Raw genomic sequence first — 13,515 nt, 5'->3', positions numbered from 1 at the left:
TCTCCTTATCCTTTATAAATCAGCGAAGCGACATCCACCGGTTTGCTGAAGATTTTTCTTTCCGTAAAGACGTCATAAAATTTCTGGAACCATTGCAGGTTGTCGCCTTTTAAATCGGGATACATCACAAAGCCCGGCAGCGGCACCTCTTTCACCAGCGCCGGTTCTATGCTGGTGTAACCGGCGACGTTTTCGCGAGCCTTGTCAGGATGCGCCGCAATGAATTCCACCGCTTTCTGATAAGCGGCAATAAACTTTTTGGTTTCTTCCGGTTTGCTGGCGATAAAGCTGGAGTTCAGCGCCGCTGCGCCGCCGAACCAGGGCGCGTCTGCATTGCCGAGCACATATTTAGAAATCACGCCGGTTTCCAGTGTGCGGGAAAGGTTTTTCATCCGCCCGACGGTGCCGGTCGGTTCGAGCGTATACACGCCGTCAATTTGCCCGGCGGCCAGCGCAGGCGCGTGCTGCCCGACCGGCAGTTCGATCACTGAAGGATTAGTGAAACCATTTTTCTCCAGAATGATCTTCGCCATCGTCACGTTCTGGATCCCCGGGCCACAGGCGATCTTCTTACCTTTCAGGTCGCTGATCGCTTTCGCTGTGCTGTTCAGCGGCACCAGAAATTCATCCAGAACCAGCTGGTGATTGGACGGATTCGAGCAGATGATTTTGAACAAATCCGGTGCAGTGATCGCCCCCAGACCCAGCGCACCCGTGGCCGTGCCGTTAGCGCACCCGTGGATCCTGCCGGTGATCATCCCCTCGACAATTTGCTGTGCGCTGGCGAATTTAATGCCTTTCACATTCAGTCCGGCTTCTTTAAAAAAGCCCTGTTCCAGCGCCACATATAACGGTAAACCGCCGACAATCGGCCAGTAACCAATGCGGATTTCATCGTCATCAGCCGCAAAGACCGAGGTCGGGATCATACCGCCAAGCGTGGAGACGCCGCCGGTGATGGCGAGCCATTTCATCAGCTGGCGGCGTTTTTTATCGACTTCAGGTTTGATGTTATTCATAGGCGGTTCCCTTAACGGTTATGCAGGCGCTGCAACTTGTACTGCAACTTGTATACATAACGTTAAGCACAGGGCGTGCCAGTTTATCGGCAGGAGGGAATAAGCGGGAATTCAGCGGGTTGGGAACAATGAACGCACTGCGCTGGTGCGAATTTTGCGCAGTTGCTCACAATCAGGATCCATTGCGGAGCAGATGGCTAGCAATTCACCAGTCAGGTGCTCCGCAGGGTAATCAGTCAGACTTTAAACTCATTGCTCAGGCGGCTTACGCCCAGACCGTTCACCTTAGTCACTTTGATTTGCACCGGAATACGGTCTTTCATCGCTTCCACATGGCTGATCACGCCGATGGTTTTACCCGAGGCATTCAGGCTGTCGAGCGCGTCCAGGGCGGTGTCCAGCGTATCGGCGTCGAGTGTGCCGAAACCTTCGTCGAGGAACAGCGAGTCGATGCGGGTTTTATCACTGACCAGATCAGACAGCGCCAGCGCCAGTGCCAGACTGACCAGGAAGCTTTCGCCGCCGGATAAGGTGCGGGTATCGCGCACGGCGTCCGCCTGCCAGGTATCGACCACCTGCAATTCCAGCGCATCGCTGGTTTTGCGCTGCAACAAATACCGCCCGTGCAGTTTTTCGAGCTGAAGATTCGCCAGATACACCAGATGGTCGAGCGTCAGTCCCTGCGCGAATTTACGGAATTTCGCGCCGTCGCTGGAGCCAATCATCTGATTCAGATAACCCCAGTCATCGCAGGTCAGCTGCGCTTGCGCAATCTGAGCTATCAGCGCCTGTTGTCCGCTGTGGCGTAATTTGTCACTTTCCAGCTGATTTTTCACTTCGCCCAGACGTTGCTGTAAAGCTTTCAGCTGTTGCGCCATTTCCGCCTGTTGCGCTGTCAGAACATCAAGATCGCTTTCTGTTTCACTCAGATGAGCCGGGCGGGCAAGACGATGTTTTTCGAGCTGCTGACCGGCATCCGCCAGTAACGCCTGCGCCTGCGCCAGTTGTTGTTGCAGATTTTCTTTGCGTTGCTGAAGTTGCTGACGGAGTGCGTCATCCAGCAGCGCCAGTTTCACCGCGGCTTCATCGGCAAATCCGCTGGCACTCAGCGCCTGTTGCCACGCCTGTTCCGCCTGCGTCAGTTGTTCTGTGGTCTGCAACTGTTGCTGTTGCGTGCTCGCCAGTTGCCCGGCCAGCTGATCGCGCTGTTCCTGCGCTTTTTGCAATGCGGTTTGCGCGTCACTGACCGCTTTTTCTGCCGCCTGTTGTTGCTGATGTAAGTGCTCGCGAACCTGTGCCACCTGGCGGTCGCCGAACAGTTCAAGGCGTTGAGCCGTCAGTTCTGAAAGGTTTTTTTCGCCTTCTGCAAACAACTTTTGCAGCCGTTCGACGTCTTGCTGAGATTTCGCCTGCGTCTCTTCCAGCCGGGTAATGCGTTCGGTCAGCAATGCGCTTTGCTGCTGCACTTTCTGCTGCGCGTTCAGTGCGTCGTTCCGGGCATCTTTAGCCTGTTGCAGCGCCCGTGCCAGCTGTTCGTGCTGGCTAATCAGCGCCTGCGATTGTTGTTCTTCTTCATCGCGGGCGGTCAGCCATTGAGTGATGTCGGCGGTGTCATGTAGCGAAAACGTCAGATTCAGCGGTGCGCTGAGCTGTTGCCAGTTTGCGGTATGTGCATTCAGTTGCTGCTGGTCTTGCTCCAGCTGGATTTGCAGCCGCGTTTGCTGTTCTTTCAGACTTTTAATTTTTGTTGCCAGTTCGATACCGCTGGCTTTTGCTGCATCGAACTCCAGTTGCATTTTCTCGACGCGCTGTGCCGTTTCAGAAGGTTTGACCTCCTGATAATGTTCAATCGCCGGATGCGATGTGGAACCGCACAACGGGCAGGCTTTGCCGCTTTGCAGATTCGCACGTTCGGCTTCGAGGCTGACGATCAGCATTTCCTGTTTATGCAGTACTTTAACGTCGTTGAGATGCTCCAGCTGTTTCTGACATTGCAGGCGGATGGCCCCCAGTCGCTGCTCTTCTTCAGCCAGTTGCGTTTGATACTGTACGAAATCTTTTTGCTGTTGCTGCACGCGCTGATTAAGCTGTGGGAAAATTTGCGCGAGCGAATACAGCTGCTGGCGCACCGGACGCAGCTGCGTGAGTTCGGATTGTCGTTTATGCAATGCTGCCAGCGGGTGCTGTTTTTCCAGCTCAGTCAGACGCTGTTGCGCAGTGTTGAGTGCATCGGTCAGCGCGGTCTGGCGGGTCTGATGCTGGCGGCTTTCTTCGTCCAGCTTCTGCCGTTCGGTAGTCATTTGTAACAGCGTCGCGTTATGCTCACTGACAAGTTTTTGTACGTCAGTGACCGACTGCTGTGTTTCAGTCAGTGATTTACGCAAGCGGGTGATTTCGCCATCCATCGGCAGGATTTTTTCTTCGATCAGCGTCTGCATCTGACGCTGTTCTTCCGCCTGTTTCTGACGTGACGTTTGTGCCTGCTCTACCGCCAGATTCAGCGGCGTCATTTGCGCGATTTGCTGTTCCTGCTGCTGCGTCAGGTGCGCCAGTTGCTGCTGAAGACGTTGCGATTCATCCTGACAACGCTGGCGATCGTTGAGCAACGGACGCAGTTTTTCTGCCGGTTCGCTGCGCGCCAGTTGCTGTAACTGCGGCGCGGCGGCCAGATTCTCCTGCTCTGCGGCGGTCAGTTGTTGCTGAGACTGCTGCTGTTTTTGCTGCACCTGCTGCCACTGTTGCAGCCAGTTCAGATCCTGCTGGCGCTGCTGCGCCTGCTGACTGAGCGTGATTTCCTGCGCGTTCAGTTCAGCAAGTTGTGCTTCGAGCGTCTGGTGCTGTTCTTCGCTGAGCAGTTCGATACCCGCCATGCGCTGATGCAAACCGTCGAGCGTAATCCGCGCTTCTTTATGTTGCTCAAACACGCGCTCAGACAGCAGACCATAAATTTCGGTGCCGGTCAGTTCTTCCAGCAGTTCGGCGCGGTCATTGGCATCGGCATTCAGGAATGCGGCAAATTGCCCCTGAGACAGCATCATGGATTTGGTGAAACGACCGAAATCCAGCCCGGTCAGTGTGGCGATGGCATCGAGTTTATCGCGCACTTTATCGGCCAGAATTTTGCCGTCGGCCAGTAATGCCAGCTCCACTTTCGGTGCCTGCAGATTGCCGTCCGGCGAGTTTTTGGCGCGGCGCTGACTCCAGAACGCGCGATAACCAACGCCTTTGACTTCAAACTCCACTTCGGCCAGCGATTCGGCGGTGTGGCGGGTCATCAGCTCGTTCTGGCTTGGCGTGATGTTCAGACGTGGCGTCTGGTGATAGAGCGCCAGACAGATGGCATCGAGCAGGGTGGTTTTCCCCGCGCCGGTCGGGCCGGTGATGGCGAACAATCCGTTGCTGGCAAAAGGCTCAGCCGTGAAATCAATTTTCCATTCGCCTTCCAGCGAGTTCAGGTTTTTTAAACGCAGGCTGAGAATTTTCATTGTGCGCTGTCCTCCGCATTCTGACCGCTGGTGACCTGTTCAACAACCTGCGCAAACAGCGTGCGCATCCGCGCCTGGCGCGGTTCGTCAGGATCCGGTTCCAGTGCCAGCCGTCTTTCAAAGACGTCACTGACACTCAGTTCGCTGAGTGTCTCTTTCTCCTGTTGCTCAATGCTGTTGATACGCTGTTCTTTACTGCGGCGTAAAAGCACCACTTCTACCGGCAGATCTTCCGTCAGCGCCTGAATGCGGCGCTGAATATCACTGAGATAATCTTGCGTGGCGACTTCAATATCCAGCCAGACTGGCTTTTGCGCATCGCCGCCTTCGAACTGCGCCAGTTGTTTTTCGATTTCTGCCAGCGAGCCTTTGATTATCTGCATCGGCTGGAAAACGGGAATTTCCAGCGTGTCGATGGCGTTGAGCGTCGCGCCGTCCAAATCGAGTAAGTACACACTTTTGGCTTTACTCAGTTCGTCAAAACTCAGTGCAATCGGCGAACCGCTGTAACGGATATGTTCGGTTTTGGCGACGCACTGTGCGCGGTGGATATGACCAAGTGCCACGTAATCGACCGGCGGAAACGCCTGCGCCGGGAAGGCATCGAGTGTGCCGATATAGATGTCGCGCACGGAATCGGAGGTGCTGACGCCAACCGTGGTCAGATGGCCGGTAGCAATGATCGGTAGCGAAACGCCGAGTTCGTCGCGTTTGGTCTGCGCGGCCTGCCACAACGCGTCATAATGCGCGGCGATGGCTTCCTGTAATGCCAGCTGTTTGTCGCTGCCGGATTGTCCCGCCTGACTGGCGAGCAAATCCCGCGGACGTAAAAACGGAATAGCGCAAAGTACCGCGCCCGGTTTTCCGTCACGCTGGTTGAGCACTAAAATCTGTTCAGAGAGGTTTTCGCCGACGGTCGCAATCACCCGCGTATTCAGGCAGGAAAGCAGCTCACGTGATTCATTTAATGTCGCGACAGAATCGTGATTTCCGGCCAGTACAATCAGCTGACAGCCGGTTTGTTGCAACTCGACGACGAAGCGGTTGTAAAGCTCGCGGGCATAGCTGGGCGGCGAACCGGTATCGAATATATCGCCTGCCACAATCACGGCATCTACCTGATGTTGCTGCACCTGACCGGTCAGCCAGCGCAAAAATGCCTGATGTTCGGCGGCGCGGCTTTTGGTGAAAAAGTACTGGCCGAGGTGCCAGTCTGACGTGTGGATCAGGCGCATGAGACTCCCGTATGGATCCTGGATGACGACAATGGGGCAAAGTATAAACGTCGGCGGGGGACGCTGTCCCCGATAAATCGGACCAATTTCAGCGAGATGGCAGCTGAATAGAAGAAATGTATCTGTCATATTTGACTGTAATGAACCATCCTTTCTATTCATAAATCTGTCACAAAACTGACGCATAATGGCGCCCGCAATCAAATAAAAGATCGCTAACCTATTGGCAGGACCTACGATGGCAAGACGTATATTGGTGGTTGAAGACGAAGCTCCAATCCGTGAAATGGTGTGTTTTGTACTGGAACAGAATGGCTATCAGGCAGTAGAAGCTGAAGATTTTGATTCAGCCGTTGGCCAGCTGGTAGAACCTTACCCTGAACTTATCCTGCTCGACTGGATGTTACCCGGCGGTTCCGGTATTCAGTTTATCAAACATCTCAAACGTGAAGCACTGACCCGCGAAATTCCGGTGATGATGCTGACCGCCCGCGGTGAAGAAGAAGACAGGGTGCGCGGCCTGGAAGTCGGTGCCGATGATTACATCACCAAACCGTTTTCTCCAAAAGAACTGGTTGCACGTATTAAAGCCGTGATGCGCCGCATCTCGCCAATGGCGGTGGAAGAAGTGATCGACATGCAGGGTTTAAGCCTGGATCCGTCGTCTCACCGTGTGATGGCCAACGAGCAGGCGCTCGATATGGGGCCGACCGAATTTAAATTATTGCACTTCTTTATGACCCACTCCGAACGTGTTTACAGCCGCGAACAGTTGCTCAATAACGTCTGGGGCACTAACGTTTATGTGGAAGATCGCACGGTAGACGTGCATATTCGTCGTTTACGTAAAGCGCTGGAAACCAGTGGACATGACAGAATGATCCAGACTGTTCGTGGAACCGGATACCGTTTTTCAACGCGTTATTGAGTCCCCACAGCGGAGAATCTGTGTGCTAGAACGTTTGTCATGGAAACGATTGGCCGGTGAATTCTTTCTCTTTTGCCTGCCCGCGTTAATCCTCGGTATCTTCGTCGGCCATTTCGGCTGGCTCCTCTTTGCGTCGCTGCTGGCGGCGCTGGGCTGGAATTATTACAACCAGCTCAAACTCTCTCACTGGCTGTGGCTTGACCGCAGCATAACCCCGCCGAATGGCCGCTGGAGCTGGGAGCCTCTGTTTTACGGGCTGAACCAGATGCAGATGCGTAACCGCCGTCGCCGTCGTGAATTAGGTCAGCTCATCAAACGTTTCCGCAGCGGTGCCGAATCATTACCCGATGCGGTGGTATTGACGACGGAAGAGGGCAATATTTTCTGGTGTAACGGACTGGCGCAAGATTTGCTCGGTTTCCGCTGGCCGGAGGATAACGGACAACACATCTTTAACCTGCTGCGTTATCCCGAGTTTCGTACCTGGATCCAGACCCGTGATTTCAGCCGTGCCCTGAATTTGCAACTCAATAACGAGCATTACGTCGAGTTTCGCGTGATGCCTTATTCCGAAGGGCAACTGCTGATGGTGGCGCGTGATGTTACGCAGATGCGTCAGCTCGAAGGTGCGCGTCGTAACTTCTTCGCTAACGTTAGTCATGAACTGAGAACCCCGCTGACTGTATTGCAGGGATATCTGGAAATGATGGAAGACGCCAAACTGGAAGAGCCGTTTCGTACCAAAGCGCTGGACACCATGCAGGAACAGACGCGGCGCATGGACGGGCTGGTCAAGCAACTGCTGACATTGTCAAAAATCGAAGCGTCAGCAAATATCGATATGCAGGAGAAAGTCGATATTCCGGTGATGCTCGGCATGCTGGAGCGCGAAGTGCAATCTTTAAGCGGTGGCCGTCACGAAGTGGTGTTCCGTGTAAACGAGAAACTGAAGGTCTTTGGCAATGAAGATCAGTTACGCAGCGCGGTGTCGAATCTGGTGTACAACGCCGTCAACCACACCCCGGCGGGGACGCGGATAGAAGTCAGCTGGCAACAAACGCCGCATGGCGCGCAGTTCCAGATCAGTGATAACGGGCCGGGCATTGCGCCGCAACACCTGCCGCGTCTGACTGAACGTTTCTACCGGGTTGATAAAGCGCGTTCGCGCCAGACGGGGGGCAGCGGTCTGGGGCTGGCCATCGTCAAACACGCCCTGAGTCATCACAACGCCAAACTTGAAGTGATGAGTGAAGTCGGCGTTGGTACCCGCTTTATATTTACACTGGCACCGAAACTGATTGTTCCTCAGGAACAGGCCAGCCAAAGCGATGTGAAGGGATAAAAAAGTAGCCACAGCCCACGCTGTGGCTACTTTTAGCAGATGATCTGTAAACCTTTTTCTTCGATCAGCATCAGTAAGATCAGAGCCGCACCGGTGGGTTTGGTTTCGTCACGCTCCCATTTTTGAATGCTGTTAGCCGACATATTGATGAGTCTGGCCAGCACGCCCTGGCTGATTTTTTCTTTTTCCCGCAGCGCGCGTATACGTTCAGCAGAGCGTTCTGCAAAGGCTTTCAGCCTTTCTTCCTGTACGGCTTCATCAACAATTTTGTTAATTTCGCGCATCGTGGTTTGTGAAACCACGCCAGATGAATCATGGAAGCGTTGAGCCATCCGCTGCAGTTTTAGCAAACGTTCATCAACCATTAGAAATCACCTCTTTAATTAATCCAGTTCGAAGTTCTATTTCGAGTTGCTGCTCTGTGAAATTGAGCAAATCTTTAGCAACTGCCTTATACAAAGACAAAAGTTTGTCGGGAATTTCATGCCCGTTCTTGCGAACACTGTGTTTCAGCCAGCCATCGATATAAAAAATCTTATCCTCAAAACGGAATGCGACGATGGCACGGCCAAACCCTGATTTCGACCTTCCTGTCGGTGCAATTCTTTTCTTGTAAATGTTGCCAGACAAGTCCGCATCAAAAAGTCCGTTTGCCAGTTCATGTGCAGACTTGAGGATATCCTTTTCCGACAGTTTGCTATCGGTCATGAAGTCGTGAAAATCCTCTGTAACAAAAATACGTAAATCGTTCATGCCATCGTCCCTGGTAAAATAAACTATAGTATTTATTACTACAGATCGCAAGGGGGCACATATTGTTCAGCATCATGAAACATCGCGAAGTGAACATGAATTTTATTCACGTCCCATGAAGATTCCTCTGTTGCCCGTGAAGCATCTGCATGACAGTATCCTGCTAAAGACGTTTAGACATCCAGATGTCTAAATATAACGCAAGGTAATTATTTACATAATGAATCATTCGCATTTCGCCAATGGCGGGATGTCATAAGGAGTTCTTCATGCAACGTACAACACCTCCATTCCGCGCTGACGTCGTTGGCAGTTTCCTGCGTCCGGCCGCGATTAAAGAAGCCCGTAAGCAATTTCAGGCCGGTGAGATTGATGCCGCGCAGTTGCGCGCCGTAGAAGATACCGAAATCCGCCGAGTGGTGGATTTGCAGCGTGAAGCCGGTCTGCAAGTGGTCACTGACGGGGAATTCCGCCGCGCATGGTGGCACTTTGATTTCTTCGAAGGTCTGGAAGGCGTTGAAGGTTACGATGCGGTGCAGGGGATCCAGTTCAATGGCGTACAGACTAAAGCACGCAGCATCAAAGTCGTCAGCAAACTGGGGTTCGGCTCACATCCGATGCTGGAAGATTTCCGTTTCCTGAAAAGCATCAGCGGAAGTGCAGTGCCGAAAATGACCATTCCAAGCCCGAGCGTGATGCATTTCCGCGGTGGCCGTAACGCGATCAGCAAAGAAGTGTACCCGGATCTGAAAGACTACTTTGACGATCTGGCGCAGGTTTACCGCGATGCGATTAAGGCGTTTTACGATGCCGGTTGTCGTTATCTGCAACTTGATGACACCGTCTGGGCTTACCTGTGTTCTGAAGATCAGAAGAAGCAAATCCGCGAACGTGGCGACTCTCCGGAAGAGTTAGCGCGCACTTACGCCGATGTGCTGAACAAAGCGATTGCCGGTAAACCGGATGATCTGGTGATTGGTCTGCATGTCTGTCGGGGCAACTTCCGTTCCACCTGGATTTCAGAAGGCGGCTATGAACCGGTGGCAGAGATTCTGTTTGGTGGCGTGAACATCGATGCCTTCTTCCTGGAATATGACAACGAGCGTTCCGGGGGCTTTGAGCCGCTGCGTTTTATCAAAAAAGGCCATCAGCAGGCGGTTTTGGGTCTGATCACGACCAAATCCGGTGAGCTTGAACTGGCGAAAACGGTGGAGGCACGTCTGGCCGAAGCAGCAGAATATCTGGATATCAACCAGATTTGCCTCAGCCCGCAATGTGGTTTCGCTTCAACGGAAGAGGGCAACAGCCTGACCGAAGCGCAGCAGTGGGAAAAACTGAAGCTGGTCGTCGATATCGCCGCCCGCGTCTGGTAATGCCAGCACGTGGTCGAATTTTGACCTTGTAAAAATGCTGTAAACTGTGCGTGAAATAACCTGAGAGTGGTGATTTCACGCATTTTTCGTCTTACCGGAGCATATCTTGTGCTTCATTAGTTCAAAAATCATACATATCATATGGCGTGTTTTTCGTTGTATTTAGTGAATATGCCTGTCTTCTATTATTAATCTGGTTAAACACTCTGCTTTTTGGATCGCGGCTTGCCTTTATACGCTATAAAAGTTTACCTTAGCGTCCGCTGTCGCTCGATACTCCCTGCATAACAACGTAATTATCTGCATATCATCAGGCGTTTTTAGCTTACTTCGTTCCTCATAGGATGCTCTCTGGCTCTTTTATGCCATTCATCCTTCTGACGACGTGGCACGGCGACGGCAACGGACACTTTATTCATTTGAACAGGCAACACGACACCAATCATGAGTACTCGTTTAACAAATAAAGATATTATGGCGCTGGGTTTCATGACCTTCGCCTTATTCGTCGGGGCCGGGAATATTATTTTCCCGCCAATGGTTGGCCTGCAGGCAGGTCATGACGTCTGGTGGGCTGCCGCCGGATTTATGATTACCGCGGTCGGACTCCCGGTGATGACGGTAATTGCACTTGCGCGCGTTGGCGGCGGTGTGGATGCCCTGAGTACGCCAATTGGTCGTGGTGCCGGTATTCTTCTGGCTACCGTTTGTTATCTCGCCGTAGGGCCGCTGTTTGCCACGCCGCGTACCGCAACGGTTTCGTTTGAAGTGGGGATCGCGCCGATGACCGGTGACGGCCCGCTGCCACTGCTGATTTACAGCGTGATTTATTTCAGCCTGGTTATCGGTATTTCCCTGTATCCGGGCCGTTTGCTTGATACTGTCGGACATTTCCTTGCACCGCTGAAAATGGTCGCACTGGCTGCGCTGGGTATCGCTGCACTGTTGTGGCCTGCCGGTCAGCCAATGCCTGCTGTCGGCGCTTACCAGACCGTTCCTTTCTCCAGTGGCTTTGTTAATGGCTATCTGACCATGGATACGCTGGGTGCGCTGGTGTTCGGTATCGTTATCGTTAATGCCGCGCGTTCCCGCGGTGTTTCTGATGCGAAATTGCTGACCCGTTATACTGTTCTGGCCGGTCTGATTGCCGGTCTGGGACTGATGCTGGTTTATCTGAGCCTGTTCAAACTCGGTGAAAACAGCGCCTCGCTGGTGCCGGATGCGACCAACGGTGCGGTTATCCTGCATGCTTATGTCGCTCATACTTTTGGTAGTGTTGGAAGTTTCTTCTTAGGTGCGCTGATTTTCATCGCCTGTATGGTGACAGCGGTTGGCCTGACCTGCGCCTGTGCGGAATTTTTTGCCCAATATCTGCCGCTGTCTTACAAAACGCTGGTATTCATTCTGGGTCTGTTCTCCATGCTGGTGTCCAACCTCGGGTTGAGCCATCTGATCCAGATTTCTGTGCCGGTACTGACGGCTATTTATCCGCCATGTATCGCGCTGGTTGTGCTGAGCTTTACCCTGCGCTGGTGGAACAGCACCACACGTATTGTGGCGCCGGTCATGGTCGTGAGCCTGGTGTTCGGCATTGTTGACGGTATTAAGGCTTCTGCTTTTGCTGATCTGATGCCAGCCTGGACTGCGAACTTGCCACTGGCTGCGCAAGGTCTTGCCTGGTTACCACCGTCATTATTAATGCTGGTACTGGTCGGGATTTATGACAAAATCAGCGGCCCGCGCAGCGTCACCGCGCACCAATGATTATCGGGTGAATGTTCGAAGACCTGAAAGAATGATCGTCTGAAGAATATTTAGCCAATCAGGCCACGGAGAACCCTTCCGTGGCTTTTTCATTGGCAGGCTAAAAGTCATTTTTTAAAATACGATTTTTGATAGTTAAAAAAACAACACGGGTTAATGCACATGCAGCAAGAAGCTGAACAACCAACAGCGCAGAACGAAGCGCCGGGCACGAAGTTAAAACGTGGCCTGACAACGCGCCATATTCGCTTTATGGCACTGGGATCAGCCATCGGAACCGGACTGTTTTATGGCTCGGCAGATGCCATCAAAATGGCGGGCCCGAGTGTATTGCTGGCGTATCTGGTCGGCGGGATCATTGCGTTTATCATCATGCGCGCCCTCGGTGAGATGTCCGTTCACAACCCGCAAAGCGGTTCATTCTCCCGTTATGCGCAGGATTATCTCGGGCCGATGGCGGGTTACATCACCGGCTGGACGTATTGTTTCGAAATCCTGATCGTCGCCATCGCCGATGTGACGGCATTCGGTATTTATATGGGCGTCTGGTTCCCGGATGTGCCGCAATGGACCTGGGTGCTCAGCGTGGTGCTGATTATCGGCGCGATCAATCTGGTCAGCGTGAAAGTCTTCGGCGAGCTGGAGTTCTGGTTCTCCTTCTTCAAAGTACTGACCATCATCATCATGATCGTGGCAGGCTTTGGCATTATTTTCTGGGGCATTGGTAACGGCGGACAGGCGACCGGTATCCACAATCTGTGGAGCAACGGCGGCTTCTTCAGCCAGGGCATCATGGGGACGATTCTGTCACTCCAGCTGGTGATGTTTGCTTACGGCGGAATTGAGATCATCGGCATCACTGCCGGTGAAGCTGAGAATCCAAAGCAATCCATTCCGAAAGCCATCAACTCTGTTCCGCTGCGTATTCTGGTGTTTTACGTGGGTACACTGTTTGTGATTATGTCCATTTTCCCATGGAATCAGGTGGGGACGCAGGGCAGTCCGTTTGTACTGACCTTCCAGCATATGGGCATTACGGCGGCAGCGGCTATTCTCAATTTCGTGGTGATCACCGCGTCGCTTTCTGCCATTAACAGTGACGTGTTCGGCGTGGGCCGTATGCTGCACGGTATGGCAGAGCAGGGACAGGCACCGAAAATGTTCAGCAAGGTTTCGCGTCTGGGGACGCCGTGGGTCACTGTGCTGGTGATGATGGCGGCGCTGCTGGTGGCGGTTTACCTGAACTACATCATGCCGTCAAACGTGTTCCTGGTGATCGCGTCTCTGGCGACGTTCGCAACTGTCTGGGTGTGGATTATGATCCTGTTCTCCCAAATTGGTTTCCGTCGCAAGCTGAGCAAACAGCAGGTTAAAGAACTGGAGTTTCCGCTGCGTGGGGGTGTTTACACCTCCGTGTTCGGTATCATTTTCCTGGTGTTCATCATTGGCCTGATTGGTTACTTCCCGGATACCCGTATTTCGCTGTATGTCGGGATGGTTTGGGTTGTGGCGCTGCTGGTCGGTTATGCCTTTAAACTGCGCAATGACCGCAAAAAACAAGCGCTGGCGCTGAACAACAAAGCGTAAGCAAGCACTTACCTTCCGGTAAAGAAAAG

Annotated in this window: 10 protein-coding genes; 5 read left to right on the top strand and 5 right to left on the bottom strand. The window is 52.9% G+C overall.

Annotated elements, in window-relative coordinates:
- Positions 1-5: 5 nt before the first annotated feature.
- The 3 genes from ACJY2G_RS11930 to sbcD all read right to left on the bottom strand — a co-directional run bounded on the left by ACJY2G_RS11930 (position 6) and on the right by sbcD (position 5,739).
- On the bottom strand, positions 6-1,019 hold the full coding sequence (locus ACJY2G_RS11930) for an ABC transporter substrate-binding protein (RefSeq protein WP_439291765.1): 1,014 nt from the start codon (positions 1,017-1,019) through the stop codon (positions 6-8).
- Between the two features lie 236 nt (positions 1,020-1,255).
- Entirely contained in the window at positions 1,256-4,504 is a 3,249-nt protein-coding gene (gene sbcC, locus ACJY2G_RS11925; protein ID WP_439291764.1) for an exonuclease subunit SbcC, read from the bottom strand.
- Entirely contained in the window at positions 4,501-5,739 is a 1,239-nt protein-coding gene (gene sbcD / locus ACJY2G_RS11920; protein ID WP_430318890.1) for an exonuclease subunit SbcD, read from the bottom strand. The genes sbcC and sbcD overlap by 4 nt, the downstream gene beginning before the upstream one ends.
- A gap of 238 nt (positions 5,740-5,977) precedes the next feature.
- Here sbcD and phoB point away from each other — a divergent pair, with 238 nt between their 5' ends.
- Positions 5,978-6,667: a phosphate response regulator transcription factor PhoB gene (phoB, locus tag ACJY2G_RS11915; RefSeq protein WP_112287479.1), complete on the top strand. Its 690-nt coding sequence runs from the start codon at positions 5,978-5,980 to the stop codon at positions 6,665-6,667.
- 22 nt (positions 6,668-6,689) lie between these two features.
- Positions 6,690-8,009: a phosphate regulon sensor histidine kinase PhoR gene (phoR, locus tag ACJY2G_RS11910; protein WP_120160824.1), complete on the top strand. Its 1,320-nt coding sequence runs from the start codon at positions 6,690-6,692 to the stop codon at positions 8,007-8,009.
- A gap of 32 nt (positions 8,010-8,041) precedes the next feature.
- On the opposite strand, the gene ACJY2G_RS11905 is transcribed toward phoR, so the two are convergent.
- Both ACJY2G_RS11905 and ACJY2G_RS11900 read right to left on the bottom strand, forming a co-directional pair.
- The gene (locus ACJY2G_RS11905) at positions 8,042-8,374 is read right to left on the bottom strand and encodes a helix-turn-helix domain-containing protein (protein ID WP_120160822.1); all 333 of its coding nucleotides are present in this window, start codon (positions 8,372-8,374) and stop codon (positions 8,042-8,044) included.
- Entirely contained in the window at positions 8,367-8,762 is a 396-nt protein-coding gene (locus tag ACJY2G_RS11900; RefSeq protein WP_120160820.1) for a type II toxin-antitoxin system RelE/ParE family toxin, read from the bottom strand. Before ACJY2G_RS11900 ends, ACJY2G_RS11905 begins: the two co-directional genes overlap by 8 nt.
- Before the next feature lie 269 nt (positions 8,763-9,031).
- Here ACJY2G_RS11900 and ACJY2G_RS11895 point away from each other — a divergent pair, with 269 nt between their 5' ends.
- From ACJY2G_RS11895 to proY, 3 genes are all read left to right on the top strand, one after another.
- Positions 9,032-10,135, top strand: a complete 1,104-nt coding sequence (locus ACJY2G_RS11895) for a cobalamin-independent methionine synthase II family protein (protein ID WP_113876159.1) — start codon at positions 9,032-9,034, stop codon at positions 10,133-10,135.
- 444 nt (positions 10,136-10,579) lie between these two features.
- A complete protein-coding gene (gene brnQ / locus ACJY2G_RS11890) occupies positions 10,580-11,899 on the top strand; it encodes a branched-chain amino acid transport system II carrier protein (RefSeq protein WP_112287484.1) in 1,320 nt (439 codons plus the stop codon).
- Positions 11,900-12,061: 162 nt separating this feature from the next.
- Positions 12,062-13,486, top strand: coding sequence for a proline-specific permease ProY (proY, locus tag ACJY2G_RS11885; RefSeq protein ID WP_208644587.1), 1,425 nt, complete (start codon positions 12,062-12,064; stop codon positions 13,484-13,486).
- The last annotated feature ends 29 nt before the right edge of the window (positions 13,487-13,515 follow it).

It is taken from the genome of Rahnella sp. ATs2 (genome assembly GCF_051851855.1).
Classification (GTDB): domain Bacteria; phylum Pseudomonadota; class Gammaproteobacteria; order Enterobacterales; family Enterobacteriaceae; genus Rahnella; species Rahnella variigena.
This window is presented reverse-complemented; position numbering and strand designations above follow the sequence as displayed.

Excerpts from the sequence above, each read along its gene's own strand:
- sbcC (WP_439291764.1), bottom strand. The coding sequence starts at position 4,504 with ATGAAAATTCTCAGCCTGCGTTTAAAAAACCTGAACTCGCTGGAAGGC.
- ACJY2G_RS11930 (WP_439291765.1), bottom strand. The coding sequence starts at position 1,019 with ATGAATAACATCAAACCTGAAGTCGATAAAAAACGCCGCCAGCTGATG.
- brnQ (WP_112287484.1), top strand. The coding sequence starts at position 10,580 with ATGAGTACTCGTTTAACAAATAAAGATATTATGGCGCTGGGTTTCATG.
- ACJY2G_RS11895 (WP_113876159.1), top strand. The coding sequence starts at position 9,032 with ATGCAACGTACAACACCTCCATTCCGCGCTGACGTCGTTGGCAGTTTC.
- phoB (WP_112287479.1), top strand. The coding sequence starts at position 5,978 with ATGGCAAGACGTATATTGGTGGTTGAAGACGAAGCTCCAATCCGTGAA.
- ACJY2G_RS11905 (WP_120160822.1), bottom strand. The coding sequence starts at position 8,374 with ATGGTTGATGAACGTTTGCTAAAACTGCAGCGGATGGCTCAACGCTTC.
- proY (WP_208644587.1), top strand. The coding sequence starts at position 12,062 with ATGCAGCAAGAAGCTGAACAACCAACAGCGCAGAACGAAGCGCCGGGC.
- ACJY2G_RS11900 (WP_120160820.1), bottom strand. The coding sequence starts at position 8,762 with ATGAACGATTTACGTATTTTTGTTACAGAGGATTTTCACGACTTCATG.
- sbcD (WP_430318890.1), bottom strand. The coding sequence starts at position 5,739 with ATGCGCCTGATCCACACGTCAGACTGGCACCTCGGCCAGTACTTTTTC.